Genomic DNA, 17,250 nt, shown 5'->3' with positions numbered 1-17,250 from the left:
GGAGAAATTCGATCAGTCTGAGGCTGCGTCGTCGGAGCGCATTTTCACGTAGAGGCCCGGGGCGTCCTCCATCGGCGCGTAGTCCTTGCTGCCGAGCTGCTTGGGGGCATCGACCTTCTTGCCGGCCCGCTCGCCGATCCAGCTGGCCCAGTCCTCCCACCACGTCTCGTGGTGCTGTTCGGCACCTTCCAGCCACTCCTCGGCCGACTCCGTGATCTGGTTGTTGGTCCAGTGGCGGGCCTTGGGACTGGGCGGGTTGACGATGCCAGCGATGTGGCCAGAGGTGCTGAGCACGAATCGGTTGTGGCCTCCCAGCAGGGTGGCAGTGCGATAGGCCGCCGTCCACGGCACGATGTGGTCGTCGATGGCCGACAGCACGTAGGCGTCCTGATTGACGTCGGCGGGGCGCAGCGAAGTGCCGTCGACCTCGAAGGCATCATTGGCGAATTCATTGTGGAGGTAGCAGCGGCGCAGGTAGCTGCTGTGCATTCGGGCCGGCATCCGGGTGCTGTCGTTGTTCCAGGCCAGCAAGTCGAACGCCGGGGGATCCTCGCCCAGCAGCCAATTGTTCACCACATACTGGAAGATCAGGTCGTTGGCCCGGATGGCGTCGAAGGTGCGGGCCATCTCGCTGGCCTCCAGATATCCCTGGTCGGCCATCTTGCGCTCGAGTCCGGCCACGGTGGGCTCATCCGTGAACGCTCCCAGCACGCCGGGGTCGGAGAAGTCGGTGAGGGTGTTCAAAAACGTGGCGGTGTGGATCGGCTGGTCGCCGGTGGCCGCTCCGTGGGCCATGGCGATGGCGCTGAGCGTGCCCCCCAGACACACGTTGACGGTGTTCACCTGGGTCTGGCCGGTTATCTCCTGCACCACCCGCAGGGCGTCGAGGGGTCCCTGGCGCAGATAGTCCTCGAAGCTGGTGTCGCGCATCGACCCGTCGGGGTTGCGATAGCTGATGGTGAAGCAGGTATGGCCGTGCTGCACCGCCCACTCGATCAAGCTTTTCTGCGGGGCCAGGTCCATGATGTAGTACTTGTTTATCCACGGCGGGCAGAACAGCATCGGGATCTTGTAGACCTGTTCGGTCTGCGGCTCGTACTGCATGACCTCGATCAGGTCGCTGCGGTACACCACCTTGCCGGGGGTCAGGGCCATGTTCAGCCCCGGCTCGAACCCCGAGTCGTCCACCTTGGACGGCCACCCGTCGTTGTGGCGCAGGTCGTGCAGCATGTTGGCCGCGCCCTTGACCACGCTGGCCCCGCCGGTAGCGGCCGCCTTGGCCAGGGCGTCGGGGTTGGTGAGCAGCATGTTGGTGGGGGACAGGGCGTCGAAGGCGAAGGAAGCGGCGAATTTGGCCTTGCGATCCTCGGCCTCATCCAGGTTGGCCGCGTCGATGAGGTCGTCGGCCAAGTTCCTGGTCAGCAGATAGGTCTGCTGGAGGCCGAAGAAGTAGGGGTTGTCCTGCCAGGTTTTGGAGGTCCAGCGGTGGTCCTTGGGTCGGGGCTGGATTGGCGCGGGCGCTTCGGGGTCGGCGGTGTTGGCCGCCTTGGCCATGGTGGCCGCTCCCACCTTCATCGCTCCGGCGGCCGCCTTGAGGAGGGCAGTGCCCACTCCCACCGGGTTGGCCGCGGCCTTCATGCCCGCGTTCACCAGGGTGCGGGCAAAATAGACTGGGTCGAGCGTGTCGATGATCTGGTCGCCCACCCAGTTGGGGTCGAGGACGTCGGACTCGCCGGCGGTGGCCCCGATATTCCCTGCTTCGACCTCTTCCCTCACGGCTGGGAACTTTATCAAGCAGGCTTGGCAGAGCCCTTACCCTGGAGCCATAGAGTTGCCGCATGGTTTCACGACGTGACGGGATGACGGTTCCCCTGTTCGGCCCCCTCGACCAGCAGGCCGCGCAGATGGCTGAGCTGGTCGAACTGGGTTACACCGACGTGTGGTCGTCGGAGTCCAATTCCCACGATGCCTTCACCCCGCTGGTGCTGGCCTCGCAGTGGGCGCCGACGCTGCGGTTGGGCACCGCTATTGTCCCCGCCTACACCCGGGGTCCGGCCCTCGTGGCCCAGTCGGCGGCCACGCTGGCGTCGCTGGCGCCGGGCCGGTTCCTGTTGGGGTTGGGCAGCTCCTCGGACGTGATCGTGGAACGGTGGAACTCCATCCCGTTCGATGCCCCTTACCAGCGGGTGCGCGATCTGGTGCGCTTCTTGAAGCCCGCCCTGGCCGGCGAGAAGGTGAGCGGCGATTACGACACCTTCTCGGTTCAGGGCTTCCGGCTGGGAATGGTTCCGCCCGAACCGCCGCCCATCTTGGTGGCGGCGCTGCGATCCCAGATGCTGAAGCTGGCCGGCAAGGAGGCCGACGGGGCCATCATCAACTGGCTGTCGGCCGACGACACCGCCCGGGTGAGCGAGATCGTCAATTCCCAAGGTCCCGACAAGGAGGTCGTGGCCCGCATCTTCGTGTGCCCCAATCCCGACAGGGAGACGGTTATGGCCCAGGGGCGGCGGGCGGTGGCCGGCTACCTGAACGTGCCCGTCTACCGGGCTTTCCACCAGTGGCTGGGCCGCGGCGAACTGCTGGCCGAGCACTGGGAGCGGTGGGCGGCCGGCGACAGGGCCGGATCGCTGGAGGCCATTCCCGAGCAGGTGGTGGACGACTTGATTGTGAACGGCACCCCCGAGGAGTGCCGCAAGCACATCGACCGCTATTTCGACAACGGCGTCACCACCTCATCGCTCATGGTGATGCCTCTGGGCGGGATCGACCCCTGGGAGGCGGTCAGGTCGCTAGCGCCGCGGCCTGCTGGAGGTGGCTGACGTAGTCGGCCAGCTGGTAGCCGGCGGCCGCCCCGCTGGTGGAGGGCATCACATAGACCGGTCGACCGGCCAGCCCCTGGGGCTGTGGACCGGCCTGGGCCTTTCGGTCCACCGCGGTCCGCCAGCCGGCCAGGCCCACGAAGCACACCACCGAGGGCCTGAGCCACTCCGCTAGCCACTTGAGCCGGTCGAGGCCCCGGCGATACTCGTCGGTGGTGAGCTCATCGGCTCGGGGGGTGGCCCGCTTGACCAGATCAGTCATGCCCACCCCGTGGTCGATCAGCGCTCGCCGGGGATCGCGGTCGATGCTTACCAAGCCGGCGGCCAGTGCCGCGGGCCAGAACCGGTTGCCGGGCCGGGCGAATCCCGCGCCAGCATCGGCCGCGTACACACTGGGGTTCAAGCCGCAGATCAGCAGGCGCATGTCTGGCCCCACGGTGTCGGGCAGCGTGCGGGCCCGGCGGCCCTTCACGATGAGCGTGGCCACCTTGGGGGGCCGGTCCAACCGCTCCAGGGCGTCGAGCTCGAACCCGGCACCCTCCATCAGGGGCGCAATCCACTCCTCGGGCCACTGGGAGAAGCGGCGGCCGGGGAAGTCGTCGTCGGAGAACGGCTCAAAATCGGCATCCCCCTCAAAGATGTGAAGTTCCACCGGTGCGCCAGGAGCCAGGGCCCGATGCAGGTCGGCCAACGCCAGCGGGATATGGCGGCGGTCGAGGTGTACGTAGCTGCGCGACGCCCACGCCCCGGACAGCGATCCGGTGGCCAAGGGGAGCGCGGCCAGATCAGCCCGGCAGCGAAGGGCATCGGGGGCGTGTTCGGGAACCATTTCCAGCATGGACCGGGCCGCGTCGATGGCCAGCGCGGGACTAGGCAATGCGGAGGTGTGCCAGCCGGGGCCGCAGCCCAAGTCGGCAGTGATCCCGTCAGGGCGATCTAGGGCGGCAAACGCCTCGACGGCCGAGGTCGACTTGGGCTGGCGCTCAGCCCGCCATTCGGCCGCCTGCTTCTCGTAGACGCTGACGGTGTTGTGATCGGCCATGGTCCATTAGTGGTCCGTCTGTGAATTGGCTGGCGCGGATTGCGACGGCAGCGGCGTTCCTCGCAAGGCGCACCGACGCAGCCATACCCGGAGCGTACGGCAAGGAGGAGCAACGCCGCGAGGGGCGTCGATGCCTAGCAGGACGCCCTGACCAATTTGCAGACGGACCACTAGCGCAGCGGCCAGATCTTCTTGAACACACGAACGATCACTGCGCCCACCATGGCGCCAACCACCACGTCGGAGGCGTGGTGGATGCGCACGTGAACTCGGCTGGCCGCCACCACCGAGGCGGCTGCCCAAAACGGCCAGCGTCGGCGTCGGGACTCGGCCAAGAGCGCGGCGGCCACCACCGCGGCGCTGGCATGGCCGCTGGGAAAGCTGCTGGTGAGCGGCTGGCGCAGCCGGTGCGGGTGGTCGTGCTCAGCCAGCGGGCGGGTGCGGTTGAAGGCCGACTTGATCGGCCCATTGACCAGCGCCGATTCCACCGCCAAAGCCACTGACACCCGCAGAGCCCGGCGCCGGCCTCGCTTGGAGGTCGCGCCCGCCCAGGCCAGGGCGTGCCACAGGATGCTGAAGTTGCCCAGTTCCGAGGCGGTGTAGAACACCCGGTCGGCCATCGGATTCCCCCGCAGGCGGGCGAAGAGCTGCTCGACGGCCTCGTCGAATGCCTCTATAGCCGCCGATGTGCCTTCGGGCACTTCGTCTTCGAACATCTCGTCGTCAAGCGCCTCGTAGTCGGGCGCTTCGCCGAAGAACGCCACGTCTTCGAGGTCCTCGTCTTCGAGGTCCTCCAGCGAATCGGCCGCGTCGGGAGCGTCCTCGGGGCGCTCAGCCTCGTCAGCGGTCATTCCCGGGCCGCCTGGATGGTCTTGTAGGCCACGCCCACCTCGTGGTTGGCGTCGTTCAAAACCTTGTAGCCGGGTTCGTCGCGGATCTGGTCTAAGTTCTCGGCCACGTCTTCCACGGTGAGGTCGGGGTTGTAGTAACCGGGGGTCCGCCCGATGAAGAACCGGGCCACTGTGCCCCCGGCCGCCGAATACACCTCACCCGATACTGGACAGTCCTCATGGGCCAAAAAGCACACCACCGGGGTGACCTGCTCGGGGTTCATTGCCTCTTTGACCTCCTCGCTGAAGATGGCCTCGGTCATTCGGGTGGTGGCCACCGGGGCGATGCAGTTGGCCTTGATGTTGTATTTGGCCCCCTCCAGGGCCAGCGTGTGGGTGAGCCCGACGAGGCCCATCTTGGCCGCGCTGTAGTTGGACTGGCCGAAGCTGCCCAGCACCCCGGCGTTTGATGTGGCGCTCACGATGCGGCCGTAGCCCTGCTCGCGCATCTGCACGAAAGCCGGACGGGTGACGTTGAACGCCCCCCGGAGATGGACGGCCAGCACCGGATGGAGCTGATCGTCCTCCAGCTTGTGGAAGGTCTTGTCCCGCAGGATGCCAGCGTTGTTGATGACGATGTCCACCTGCCCGAATGCCTCTAGGGCGGTGGCGGTGATGGCTGCCCCCCCCTCGGTGGTAGCCACTGAATTGGTGTCGGCCACCGCCTCGCCTCCGCCATCGTTGATCTCGTTGGCCACCTTCTGGGCCGGTCCCTCGCTGGCCCCGGTGTCGTCGGCGGCCCCGCCCAAGTCGTTGACCACCAACCGGGCCCCCCGCCGGGCCAGCTCCAGGGCGTACAGGCGACCCAGACCGCCCCCGGCCCCCGTGACGATCGCCACCCGGTTGTCAAAACTCAATGCCATAGGCAGAAGATTACGGCGATTTGTGCTGTCAGCGGTAAGCGCCGGGGGCGGTGAGGGGCTTGCGGATCCAGCGGCGGGGTGTGGTGATGATGGACCGGGGGTAGTCCTCGAAGAGCCAGCGGGCGAAGTTTCGCCGGGTCCAGGGAGTGAGCCCGGCGATGCGCACCGCCCCCCGCGCACCCGGGCGAGTGGCCAAGACCCGCCCGAGTCGGCGGGCCATGCGATGGTCGGCGAACAGCTCTTGGCGCACAAAGCGGCGGTAGTGAGCCATCACTCGGCTGGAATCGTCGCCGCCGGCCAGTACAGCATTGGCCGCGCCGATGCCGGTGAGCAGGGCCTGGGCTATGCCCTCGCCGCTCATCGGGTCGGTGGCCGCCGCGGCGTCGCCGGTGAACATGGTTCGGCGGCCAGTGAGGGAGATCTTGTCTATGCGGGCGGGAATGGGCCAGGCCCGGTGGGATGTCTCGGGGGCGGCGCCATCGCCCAGTACGGCTCGAATGTGGTCTCGCTCCAGCAGGTCTCGCCACAGCTTGCCCATATCGCCCACCGCCACCGGGCCGCCCCGGCGCACGCCGAACCCCACGTTGGCCCGGCCGTCGGGCAAAGGAAACGACCAGACATAGCCAGGGAGGATTTCCTCCTCAAACCACACCCACAATGCCCGGCTGGCCGGAGTGTCCACCCCCGACCAGTACTGGCGGAACGCATGCCAGTCGCCCCGGTATCCGTCGTGGGCCAGCCCCAGGAACTTGCGGGTGGGCGACCACATCCCATCGGCGGCGATGGCGAAGCCAGCGGTCATCGTCCCCGCGCCTTCCAACTCCAGGGTCACTTGCCCGTCATCCTCGGATAGCCCCTGGCAGGCGGCACCCTCCACCAATTCGGCGCCCTCGGCCTTGGCCTTCTCCGCCAGCGCGTTGTCCAACTCGGCCCGGGGGACAACCGCGGCGAATTGACCGCCCGATCGGGGAAGTGGGAACTCCACAGTGCGGCCTGAGGGCGATCGGATGTAAACGTCCTCCACTGGCATCCACGTGGAGATGGGGGCCGGGTCCAGCCCTAGGCCTTCCAGGAGCCTCAGGGCGCCGGCAGTGAGTCCGTCGCCGCACGCCTTGGGACGGGGGAAGCGGGCCTTGTCCACCATCACCACCCGCTTTCCGGCCCGAGCCAGGGTTATGGCCGCCGCGCACCCAGCTGGCCCGGCTCCAATGACAGCCGCGTCCCAATCGCCGTTCATCGATCTGACGGGCTCACGCGGCCTGGCCCGCCGCTTGCTGGGGATCTAAGGCCTGCGATTGCCCGGGTTGGGCGTCGGGATCTTGAGCGGGTGTTTCTCCAGGTTCCCCCTCTCCCTCGGGAGGAACAGCCTCACCGGGCTCCACCTCTTCCTCAGGCGGGGTAATGGTGCAGAGATCGGCCCGATTGTCGTCATTCACGTCAGAGGGCGCGTGGGTGCCGGTGCAATCCTCAGGGTCGATGCACTCCACGGGTAGTCCCGCTTCGTCCAACTCCACCACGCCGTCGCCGTCCGCATCCATGGGCAGCACTGAAGAGGTGCACACTCCTTGGCAGTTGATGCCCTCTCGGGGCTGGTAGAGCGCGGTCACCGAGTCACGCAAAACCGTGCCGTCGGAGTAGGTCCGGCTGCGCTCGGTGGTGCGCCGGGTGCAGTGCCCCCGCGGGGTGTCGTAGCGGTTGGTCCACTCCACCTCGGCATAGGCGGTGGAGTACACACTCACGGTGACGCTGCCGCTGGTCACGGTGGGCCACAGCAACACCGCATAGGGGTTGGGATTTCGGAACTTGAAGTCGGGCTTGGGCCAGGAGATGGTGGCATCCACACCTTCGCGGTAGCGGGCGATGTCGATGCTGTGCGCCTGGTATTCGGGGAACTCCATCCCGGCGTTGAATGTGGCGGTGAACAGGGTGGTGATGAACTGGGAGATTCCCCCGCCCACATCATCGGTGTACACCCCGTCGTAGATCACCCCGGCATCCACGAACCCCTTCTCCTCGGTGCGCTCGCCCACGTACCCGTTGACCGAGAAGGTCTCACCCGGATAGACCACCGCACCCTGGAGTATGTCGGCGATGCGGTGGATGTTGGACACCCGATCCTGGCCCGGCGTGTAGTAGGTGGTGAAGCGTCCGGTCAGCTCCACGATTCCCCGTTCCTCCAGCCAGCTCTGGTCGTTGATCTCATCGGACTCCCGCAGCTCCAACTCCACGGCGGGCTGGGCGGTGTTCAGGGCGGCCAGCACCTCTTGGGCCGCGCTCAGCTGGCAGCAGATGTAAGCCGGGACTTCGCTCACCAGCACCGGCACATCGTCTTGAATGGTGAGGATCGGTTCGGATGCCACGGTGGCCACCTCGATGAAGAGCTCGGCCAGATCCTCTTTGATCCGCTGCTGGTCGATTCCGTAGGACCACTGGTCGTTCTCGGAATGGAGCGTGAGCCAAGAGCGGAGCTGGGCCGGCTGCACACGCTTGGTGACTTCCTGCACGGTCACCAGGATCCCCTGGGCGGTGCGCTGATTTATCCAGTCCACCGTTTGGAGCATCACCTCTTCGCCCAGCTCGGGGGGAATCAGGCTCACTTCGGCCTCGACCCTCAGGGGGTCGTCGCCCCGGACGGCAGCTTGCAGCAATTGGGGGAGCGCTGGCGATAGATCGGCAACCTCGCCAGGTACGCCGGGCGCCACCTGGAATATGCCGTTTTCCAGCACTATGTGCGGATCGGCCGGGGCGCGGTGCAGTTCGGCTTCTAGGCGGGCGATCTTGCTTTCCTCGGCCGACAAAGTGAGCAACAGCTCTGACCGCGAGCTCTCGAAGAATGAGGCCGTCCATCCGATGGGATTGCCCGTCCCGCTGTCCAATTCCATGATCGCGGCCACGGTGCCCTCCACGTCCACCGCCAGACCGGTGTCGGCGGCAGTCACGGTGATGGCTTGGCTGGGGGTTGCGATCTCCACCGGAGTCTGCTGGAAGCGCTCGGCCAGGTCGACGACCACTGCGGTCACGTCGTCCTCGCTCAATCCGCCGATGTCGATGCCGCTGTCGGAGATGATTGGGCTCTCGATCTTCAAGCCCCGGGGAGTCCGGTCGCCGCTGCCGGAGTAGTCAATCAGCCAGATCAGCAGCCAAACGACCAGGACCAGCATCGGAACGAACATGAGGACCCACATCCAAATCGGGCGGGGAGGCCGGCGCAGTTTGAGTGGCGGTTGGCGATCCATGGGGATTAGGGGATCGTAGTGGGAGCTTCCCGCCGGCCGGGTTCAGCAGACATGGCGGAAGTCAGAACAGCTTGGCCTGGTCGGGCTCGATGCCCCGGAGCAGGTCGTAGTCGATCTCCACGCATTCGATGCCCCGGTCGGCCCCTAGGGCCCGGGCCTGGGGCCGGACTACCTGGGCGGCAAGCATGCCCTGAACCGGGGCCAGGGTCGGATCTTGGTTCAAGAACTGGAGGTAGCGGGTGAGCTGCTCCACCCCGGCAATCTCTCCCCGCCGCTTGATCTCCACCGCGATGGCGTTCCCGTCGGCGTCGCGGCACAGCAAGTCCACCGGTCCGATGTCGGTGGGGTATTCCCGCCGCACCAGACGGAATCCATCTCCCAGCACCTCGGGCGACGCGGCCAGCAATTCCTGGAGGTGGGCCTCCACGCCGTCTTTGTCCAAACCGGGGTCGTGACCCAGATCGTGGTCGGTGTCGGAGATCAGCTCGTGGATGGTGATGGTCAACTTCTCGCCCGACGGGTTGACCACCGTCCACACGCCGTCTTCCTCCGACAGCCGGTTGGGGGCGTTCATCCAATTCAGCGGTTTGTAGGCGCCCCCGTCGGCGTGGATGGCCACACAGCCGTCAGCCTTGATCATTATGAGCCGCACTGCTTCGGGCAAGTGCGCGGCCAACCGGCCGTCGTAGTCCACCGAACATCTGGCAACTACCAGTCTCACAGGGGCATCCCGTCTGCAGAAGCAGCCTCGAGGAGCTTCATCGAGCGATCACCAGCCGCACAGTGGCTCAAATCTACGGGGATGAGGGGGCAGTGGTCATTTGGCCACTACGGCGGCGGCGAAGTCGGGGTGGCAGATGACGAAGTCGGACATATAGGTGTCCGACTGGTTGAAGCTCAGCTCGTCGCCGTTGAGACGGGACACATGCAGGCCGGCGGCCGCCGCCACTGCCGCCGGAGCGCACAGGTCCCACTCGTGGAGCCCCGAGGCGTGGGCATATACCTCGGCTTCCCCGTTGATGACCGCGGCGGCCTTGGCTCCGGCCGAGCCCATTTGCACGATGGTGCCCCCCAGGTCGTCGGCGATGCGACGGGCCAGGCGACCGGGCCGGCTCCGGCTGGTGATTACCCGGGGCCGGGCCGCGGCCACTGGTGTGGGGGGAGCGGGCTCGGTGGCCAGGGTTATCCCCTGGGCGGGCAGCGCCACCGCCCCGGCGATGGGCGTGTCGTCGGCCACCAAGGCCACGTGGACGGCCCAGTCGGTGCGGCCCGGGATGGAGAACTCCCGGGTCCCGTCCAGCGGGTCCACGATCCACACCCGGCTGTGCTCTAGTCGACGGCGGTTGTCCACCGACTCCTCCGACAGCACCATGTCGTCGGGACGGTGCTGGTGGAGGGCTTTGGCGATGTAGTCGTGGGCCAGAGCATCGCCTCGGGCCCCGACGGCGAATGGGGCCAACTTCTGAGCGCTCAGCTCGGCCCGCAGCTCAACCAGCAGCTCACCCGCCTTCCAAGCCAGGTGAGCGGCGAGTTGGTGGTCGTTCACGGCCTCGGCGGTATCTCGAGCAGGTCCATGACCTGGTCGCACAAGCCGGGGGCAACGGCGATGAAGCCGTCCATCAGCGGGTCGGCCCGGTTGAACACCACGTCGGCGCCGTCGATCCCGAACACCTGTCCGCCTCCGGCTCTCACCAGCGCAGCCCCGCCGGCCACGTCCCACTCGTTCTTCGGCACCAGCGTCCAAGTGGCATCGGCCAGCCCGGCGCCCACCAGGCTGAGCTTGTAGGCCACCGAGCCCATGTTCCGCACCGCGATCGGAGTGGAGAAGAATCGCTCCCACTCGCCCCGCTTCACCTCGCTGCGGGAGGCCAGCACCAGCGCCCCCCGGATATCGGTGGTGGCGGTGGTGCCCGCAGGCTGACCGTTGCACATCACGCCGGTGTCGTCTGACCCGATGATCAGGTTCCCGTTGGGCGGGCTCAACACGCCTCCGGCCACCGGCACGCCGTCTTCCACCAGCCCGACGGAGACGCACCACTCGGGGATGCCGTCGATGAACTCGCGTGTGCCGTCGATGGGGTCCACCACCCACACCCGGCGCCGGTCAAGGCGCCCTCCAGCGTCGGTGGTCTCCTCAGACAGCCATCCCTCGTCGCCTCCCCGCAGAACCTTGGCCAGCACATCGTTCACCGCGGTGTCGGCCGCGGTCAGCGGGTCGCCGCCGTCTTTCAGCTCCGATGCGATCTCTCCGGGTGTGAACCGCTTCAGCACTTCGTCGGCTGCCGATAGCGCCTCGGAAATGCGCTCGAGATCGTCGGCGCGCGACACCTCAGTCGCCCATCGGGTCGAGGTACCCCTCGGCCTCCAGGTGGTCGATGATTATCTGGGCCTCTTCATCGGGTGTCTGGTCCACGGTAGGCAGCACTACGTCGGCGTCGATGGGCTCCTCATAGGGGTCGGAGATACCGGTGAACTCCTTGATGATGCCAGCCCGGGCTTTGGCGTACAGCCCCTTGCGGTCCCGCTCCTCGCACACTTCGAGCGGGGTGGACACGTGTACCAGCACGTAGCCGCCGTTGGCCGAGATGGCCTCCCGGTTGCGGCGCCGGGGCTCGGCGTAAGGGGCGATCGGCGCGCAGATTGCGATGCCGCCGTGCTTGGTTATCTCCGAGGCCACGTAACCGATTCGGGTGATGTTGATGTCACGGTGTTCTTTGGAGAACCCCAGTTCCGACGACAGATTGGTGCGCACCACATCGCCGTCGAGCAGGGTCACCGGCCGCCCTCCCCGCTCCAGCAGCTTGGACATGAGCGCATTGGCGATGGTCGATTTGCCCGAGCCGCTGAGACCGGTGAAGAACACGGTGAAGCCCTGCTTGGACTTCTGGGGGTGGGTGCGGCGCAGCTCGGCCACCACCTCGGGATAGCTGAACCACTCGGGAATCTCGTCGCCCGATGCCAGCCGGTCCCGCAACTCGGTGCCGCTGATGCTCAATGTGGCCGTTCCCTCGTCCACCTCGTCCACCGGGTGGTAGCTGTCGCTGTCGGGGACGTACACCATCATCTTGAACGGCACCATGGTCACGCCCAACTCGTCGGTGTAGTCCTGCAACATGTCCTGGGCGTCATAGGGGCCGTAGAAGGGGTTGCCCGAGGCGTCGGAGCCCGGTCCGGCGTGGTCCCGGCCCACGATGAAGTGGGACACCCCGTGGTTCTTGCGGATGATGGCGTGCCACACCGCCTCCCGGGGCCCGCCCATGCGCATCGCCAGCGGCAGCATGGCCAGCATGGCCGAGTTCTCCGGGTAGCGCTTGATGATGTGCTGGTACACCCGCCCCCGGGTGTAGTGGTCCACATCTCCGGGCTTGGTCATGCCCACCACCGGGTGGATCAACAGGTTGGCGTCGGCTTCCACCGCGGCCCTTCTGGTGAGCTCTACGTGGGCCCGGTGCATCGGGTTGCGGGTTTGGAAGGCCACCACCCGGCTCCACCCCGCGGCATCGAACTCGGCCCGCAACTGGGCCGGGGTGCGCCGCAGCTCGGTGAAGTCGTAGTGGACCGGATATTGCAGGCCCTGCACCGATCCGCCGACATATACCGGCGCGGTGCTCCGCATGAGGTGGCCCACGCCGGGATGGTCGGGGTCGGAGCTGGCGAACACCGCTTCGCCCTCCGCCATGGTGTCGGGCCGCCACACGTCGCTCACGGTGAGCACGGCGAGCATGACCCCCTCCACGTCCCGCAGCGCGAGGCGACCGGCGTCCTGGGCTTCCTCAGCCGTCTTGGCATCCATATCAAGGGTGATGGGCATGGGCCACAGGGTCCCGTCGACCAGCCGCATTTCAGAGCACACCCGGTCGTAGTCGGCTTGGCCCATGAAACCCCGAAGCGGGGAGAACCCCCCGTTCAACAGCAGTTCCAGGTCGCAGAGGTGCCGGGGCTGGAGGGTGAACGACGGCAAGTCGCGCGAATCCGCTTTGAGTTGTTCGGCGGTGGCGCTGTCGACCATCAGATCGACCAGCTCACCACCATGGGGTTGGATCAGTTGTGAAGCCACAGGACATTTCATATCGCAATTACCCGTCGGCTGAGTCATCGGAACACGGGGATGGTGGACCCGCCGCCCGGGCAAGCGCCAAAGCCCTGTTTTCGTGCCGAGGCCGTAGCATTTCCCTGAATGGATGGCGATGCGGTGCTCACCGTCGCGGTGCTGGCGGTTATGGGCGCCGGGCTCATCAGCAACCGGCTTTCGCCCGCAGCCGGGGTGCTGGGCGCCACCGGCGCCCTGTTCCTGCTCCGGGTGATCGACGTCGACCAGGCCTTCCAGGGATTTGCCAACCCGGCCTTCTTCACCATTGGGGCCTTGTACGTGGTAGCCGGCGCGGTGACCAAGACCAACGCCTTGCAGCCCGTAGTGGCCCGGGTCTTGGACCGGGGCTCCCGTACCCGGGTGGCCCTGTTCCGGCTGCTGGCCCCGGCCAGCGCGGCCTCGGCTTTTCTGGCCAACACCCCCATTGTGGCCATGCTGGTGCCGGCGGTGCGGGGCTGGACAGAACGGCACGGAAGGGCCGCTTCCCGGTATCTGATCCCCCTGTCCTACGCCACCATCCTGGGCGGTGCGATCACCGCCATCGGCACCAGCACAAATCTGGTGCTGGGCGGACTGCTGCAATCCGCGGGCTACGACGAACTGGAGATGTTCGAGCTGGCCCGCTACGGATTACCGCTGGCTGGGGCCGGTTTGGTGCTGATTGTTGTCGCCGCTCCCTGGGTGCTGCCCGAGAGACGCGATCCCGAGCCGGCCGGCGAAGGCCGTTCCTATCTGGTGTCGATGTATGTGGTGCAGCACGGGGCGTTCGACGGGCAGTCGGTTGAGGCCGGCGGACTGCGCCACCTCCAAGGAGTGTTCCTGGTGGAGGTGGAGCGGCAGGGAACGGTGATCGCCCCGGTGGCGCCCACCTTTGTGCTCCGGGGCGGCGACCGGCTCACCTTCGCGGGCCGGGTGGATCTGGTTGTGGATCTCCAGGCCATGACCGGGCTTGCCTCCGCCGAGGATCCCCACCTGGAGGCGGTGGACTCCGACGACCACACGTTCTTCGAGGCCGTGGTGGGGGCGGCTTCACCCCTCAGCGGGAGGACGCTGGCCGAGGCCGGCTTCCGGAGCCGCTACCAAGCCGCGGTAGTGGGCATCCACCGCTCCGGCGCCCCGGTGGAGGCCAAGTTCGGTCAGGTTCGCCTACGCATCGGCGACACGCTATTGGTGTTGGCCGCCGACGGCTTCGAAGAGCGGTGGCGCAACCACAACGACTTCCTGCTGGTGTCCCGGTTGGGCGGGTCCCCGCCCCGGGCCACCCGGCGGGCTCCGGTGGCACTGGCCGCAGTAGTGGCCCTGGTGGTGCTGCCCGCGGCGGGGGTGCTGAGCGTGTTGGAGGCCGCGTTGATCGCCGCGGGCGCGGTGGTCGTCGGCGGGGTGCTCTCTCCCCGGGAGGCCCGGGAGGCAGTGGACTTCAGCGTGCTCATCACCATCGGCGCGGCGTTCGGATTGGGAGCGGCGCTGGAAGAGGCCGGTTTGGCCGAGGACTTGGCCGACGGCATCGTCACCGGCTTCGACTTCATGGGCGACGCCGGTGTGGTGCTGGGCATCGTGTTGGCCACCATGGTGTTGACCGAGATGATCACCAACGTGGCTGCGGTGGCTCTGGTGTTCCCGGTGGCGCTGGAGGCGGCGGCCCAGTCCGGGCTGGACCCCCGCACTATGGCGCTCGGCGTGGCGGTGGCCGCCTCGGCGTCTTTCTTGACCCCTATCGGCTACCAGACCAACACCATGGTCTACGGCCCGGGCCGCTATCGCTTCACCGACTACCTGCGCTTGGGCGTGCCCATGTCGGTGCTCACCCTGGTGCTGCTCACTGCCCTGGTGGCCGCGGCGGCCTGAGCTCGGCGATCTACAGCACTCCCACGGCCATGTCGGCGGCGTGGTCCAGCATGGCGTCCACTCGGCGGGCGATGTCGTGGACGTCACCGGTGGTGGCCATGCCCCCGCTCATGCCCTTTAGGCGGCGGGCATAGGCCCCCTCCACAATGCAGGCCTGCTTCCACCAGCTGAACACGGCGTAGTAGGGGAGGTCGGACAGGTCGAAGCCCGACTGGGCGGCGTAGCGTTCGGCCACCTCGTCTCGGCGCACAAAGCAGTCTTGAAGGGTGGGTGGGTCGGTGAGGAAGCTCATCTCGTCGCCGGGGTCAGCCCAGTATTGGAGCGACCAGGCGAAGTCGGCGATGGGGTTGCCGGTGGTGCACAGCTCCCAGTCCAACACCGCGGCGATCTTCCACTGGTCGTTGAGCACGGTGTTGTCGAAGCGGTAGTCGCCGTGGGCCAACGCGGCGGGTGCCTTTTCGGGGGGCTTGGCCACGCTCAGCCGCTCGTGCAGCTCGATGAGCAGGGGCACCTCCCGCACCCCGGCGGCCTCCACCTGCCGACGCCATCGCTTCAGCTGGCGGCCCACGTAGTCCTCGCGGCGGCCCAGGTCGCCCAATCCGACGTCGTCTAAGTCGAGGGTGTGAAAGGCGATCTGCACATCGAGCAGGCTCTGGGTGGCGATCTCGGCCTGCTCGGAGGTCATGGCGGCTGCGGATTTCTGGTCGCGCAAGATCAGCCCCTCCACGAAGCTCATCACATAGAAGTCGGCCCCGTTCACGGAGTGGTCGTCGCAGAAGGCCACCATCTCGGGCACCGGCACGTCGCTGGCCTCGCCCAGCGCGGCCATGATGCGCCATTCCCGCCCCATGTCGTGGGCGGTGGCCAGCGCCGATCCCACCGGTGGTCGCCGCAGCGCCCACTGTCGGCCTTCAGAATCAGCCAGCCGGAAAGTGAGATTCGATCCGCCTGCCGCGATCAGATCGAAGGTGAACGGGGGTTCGCTGTCGGCGATGTTGTCGTCGAGCCAGGCAGTAACCGGCGAGACGTCGACTCCCGGTATATCGGCGCTCGAGGACTCCACCGCCTCAGTCTGGTATTCCGCTACGGTCAGTGCCATGTCTCAAACTGCGCTGCTTTCCCGCTCCGACCCTGCTTCCCCTGAAGCCGATGGCCTCGGTGTGGCCCTGGGTTCCGTAGACACCCCCATCGGAACGCTGCAATTGGCGGCAACTTCCCGGGGGCTGGTGAGGATCGGGTTCGGCTACATGGAAACCAGAGAGGACATGATGGCCGAGCTCGCCGAACTGCCCTGCTCGATGGGCCAGGGCGACCCCGACTGGCTGGCCGAGCCCATTACTCAGCTCCGCGAGTATTTCGACGGGAGCCGCCGCTGGTTCGAGGTGGCTTTGGACTGGCGCCTGAGCCACGGGTTCTATCGCCAGGTGCAAGATGCGCTGATGACGGTGGAGTACGGCACCACGGTGTCGTATGGGGAGCTGGCCCATATTGCCGGCTCGCCGGGCGCGGCCCGCGCCGTGGGAACGGCCATGTCCACCAACCCCATTCCCCTCATCGTGCCCTGTCACCGGGTGGTGCGAAGCGACGGGTCGGTGGGGGAGTACGGAGGCCGCTCCGAGGTCAAAACCTGGCTCATCGACCACGAGCGCGCCCACCGGGATTGATGACTCGCCTCACCAAGTTGGACCGGTCGGTGGCCGGGAGGGTGGCAGTGGTCACCGGCGCGGCCTCGGGCATGGGCCGGGCCACTGCGTGGCTGTTGGCCGACGAGGGGGCCAAGGTTGCCGCACTGGACGTCAATCGCTCCGGGGTGGAGGAGACGGTGGCCGCCATCGTAGACGCCGGAGGCACGGCGCTGGCGGTGGCGTGCGACCTGGCTGATCCCGCCGTGGTGGAACCGGTGGTGGAGCAGGTGCGGGCCGAACTGGGCCCGGTGGACATCCTGATCAACAACGCCGGCATTGCCGCCGGCGCTCCCGTCGACGATGCCCAATACGAAGATGTGTGGGCCGCCGCCATTGAAGTGAACCTCACCGCGCAGATGCGCTTGGTGCGGGCCTGTCTGGACGACCTGAAGCGCAACGGCGATGGGCGCATTGTCAACGTGGCCTCCACCGAGGGGGTGATGGCTACCCCCAACACCTCGCCCTACACGGTGAGCAAGCACGGGGTTGTGGGTCTCACCCGGGCCCTGGCCGTTGAGTTGGGCCAGTTCGGAGTGACCGCCAACGCCATCTGCCCCGGCCCGATCCGCACCGCCATGACCGGTGACATTCCCGAAGAGGCCAAGCAGAAGTACGCCCGCCGCCGGGTGCCGGCCCGCCGCTACGGCGATCCCGAGGAAGTAGCCCAGATCACCCTGTCGCTGGTGCTGCCCGCTGCCTCATTCATCAACGGCGCCGTGGTGCTGGTGGACGGCGGCCTGCACGCCAAGTCGAACTGATCCTGCCTCGATAGCGGGGAAG

General features: G+C 67.1%; 15 protein-coding genes. 4 read left to right on the top strand and 11 right to left on the bottom strand.

Annotated features, from left to right (window positions below; all coding sequences use genetic code 11):
* Nucleotides 1-12: 12 nt before the first annotated feature.
* Entirely contained in the window at nt 13-1,776 is a 1,764-nt protein-coding gene (locus ACOGXH_RS12300) for a PHA/PHB synthase family protein (protein ID WP_419929378.1), read from the bottom strand.
* A gap of 62 nt (nt 1,777-1,838) precedes the next feature.
* Between ACOGXH_RS12300 and ACOGXH_RS12295 the strand changes: the two genes are divergently transcribed.
* Nucleotides 1,839-2,819, top strand: a complete 981-nt coding sequence (locus ACOGXH_RS12295; RefSeq protein WP_419929377.1) for an LLM class F420-dependent oxidoreductase — start codon at nt 1,839-1,841, stop codon at nt 2,817-2,819.
* Here the strand turns inward: ACOGXH_RS12295 and ACOGXH_RS12290 are convergent.
* The 9 genes from ACOGXH_RS12290 to ACOGXH_RS12250 form a co-directional block, all read right to left on the bottom strand.
* Nucleotides 2,782-3,861: a uracil-DNA glycosylase family protein gene (locus ACOGXH_RS12290; protein WP_419929376.1), complete on the bottom strand. Its 1,080-nt coding sequence runs from the start codon at nt 3,859-3,861 to the stop codon at nt 2,782-2,784. The genes ACOGXH_RS12295 and ACOGXH_RS12290 overlap by 38 nt on opposite strands.
* A gap of 170 nt (nt 3,862-4,031) precedes the next feature.
* Nucleotides 4,032-4,712 carry a phosphatase PAP2 family protein gene (locus ACOGXH_RS12285; RefSeq protein ID WP_419929375.1) on the bottom strand — a complete coding sequence of 227 codons (681 nt, stop codon included), beginning with the start codon at nt 4,710-4,712 and terminating at the stop codon, nt 4,032-4,034.
* Nucleotides 4,709-5,614 carry an SDR family oxidoreductase gene (locus tag ACOGXH_RS12280; protein ID WP_419929374.1) on the bottom strand — a complete coding sequence of 302 codons (906 nt, stop codon included), beginning with the start codon at nt 5,612-5,614 and terminating at the stop codon, nt 4,709-4,711. Before ACOGXH_RS12280 ends, ACOGXH_RS12285 begins: the two co-directional genes overlap by 4 nt.
* A 28-nt stretch (nt 5,615-5,642) precedes the next feature.
* A complete protein-coding gene (locus ACOGXH_RS12275; RefSeq protein WP_419929373.1) occupies nt 5,643-6,851 on the bottom strand; it encodes an NAD(P)/FAD-dependent oxidoreductase in 1,209 nt (402 codons plus the stop codon).
* Nucleotides 6,852-6,864: 13 nt separating this feature from the next.
* Nucleotides 6,865-8,775: a VanW family protein gene (locus ACOGXH_RS12270; RefSeq protein WP_419929372.1), complete on the bottom strand. Its 1,911-nt coding sequence runs from the start codon at nt 8,773-8,775 to the stop codon at nt 6,865-6,867.
* A 136-nt stretch (nt 8,776-8,911) separates the two neighbouring features.
* Nucleotides 8,912-9,571, bottom strand: a complete 660-nt coding sequence (nucS, locus tag ACOGXH_RS12265) for an endonuclease NucS (RefSeq protein ID WP_419929371.1) — start codon at nt 9,569-9,571, stop codon at nt 8,912-8,914.
* A 96-nt stretch (nt 9,572-9,667) separates the two neighbouring features.
* Complete coding sequence (locus tag ACOGXH_RS12260; RefSeq protein ID WP_419929370.1) at nt 9,668-10,396, bottom strand: 3'(2'),5'-bisphosphate nucleotidase CysQ; 729 nt, start codon at nt 10,394-10,396, stop codon at nt 9,668-9,670.
* Nucleotides 10,393-11,178, bottom strand: a complete 786-nt coding sequence (locus tag ACOGXH_RS12255) for a 3'(2'),5'-bisphosphate nucleotidase CysQ (protein WP_419929369.1) — start codon at nt 11,176-11,178, stop codon at nt 10,393-10,395. The genes ACOGXH_RS12260 and ACOGXH_RS12255 overlap by 4 nt, the downstream gene beginning before the upstream one ends.
* A gap of 1 nt (nt 11,179) precedes the next feature.
* Complete coding sequence (locus ACOGXH_RS12250; RefSeq protein ID WP_419929368.1) at nt 11,180-12,907, bottom strand: bifunctional sulfate adenylyltransferase/adenylylsulfate kinase; 1,728 nt, start codon at nt 12,905-12,907, stop codon at nt 11,180-11,182.
* 120 nt (nt 12,908-13,027) lie between these two features.
* Between ACOGXH_RS12250 and ACOGXH_RS12245 the strand changes: the two genes are divergently transcribed.
* Nucleotides 13,028-14,785, top strand: a complete 1,758-nt coding sequence (locus tag ACOGXH_RS12245; protein ID WP_419929367.1) for an SLC13 family permease — start codon at nt 13,028-13,030, stop codon at nt 14,783-14,785.
* A 10-nt stretch (nt 14,786-14,795) separates the two neighbouring features.
* Here the strand turns inward: ACOGXH_RS12245 and ACOGXH_RS12240 are convergent, their stop codons facing one another.
* On the bottom strand, nt 14,796-15,884 hold the full coding sequence (locus ACOGXH_RS12240; RefSeq protein WP_419929366.1) for a phosphotransferase family protein: 1,089 nt from the start codon (nt 15,882-15,884) through the stop codon (nt 14,796-14,798).
* Here ACOGXH_RS12240 and ACOGXH_RS12235 point away from each other — a divergent pair.
* Nucleotides 15,883-16,449 carry a methylated-DNA--[protein]-cysteine S-methyltransferase gene (locus tag ACOGXH_RS12235; protein ID WP_419929365.1) on the top strand — a complete coding sequence of 189 codons (567 nt, stop codon included), beginning with the start codon at nt 15,883-15,885 and terminating at the stop codon, nt 16,447-16,449. The genes ACOGXH_RS12240 and ACOGXH_RS12235 overlap by 2 nt on opposite strands.
* Entirely contained in the window at nt 16,449-17,228 is a 780-nt protein-coding gene (locus tag ACOGXH_RS12230; RefSeq protein WP_419929364.1) for an SDR family NAD(P)-dependent oxidoreductase, read from the top strand. Before ACOGXH_RS12235 ends, ACOGXH_RS12230 begins: the two co-directional genes overlap by 1 nt.
* Nucleotides 17,229-17,250: the final 22 nt, after the last annotated feature.

It is taken from the genome of Candidatus Poriferisocius sp., assembly GCF_965208355.1.
In the GTDB taxonomy this organism is placed as follows: Bacteria; Actinomycetota; Acidimicrobiia; order Acidimicrobiales; family Bin134; genus Poriferisocius.
Note: the sequence above shows the minus strand (reverse complement) of the source record. Positions and strands in the feature narration are given on the sequence as shown.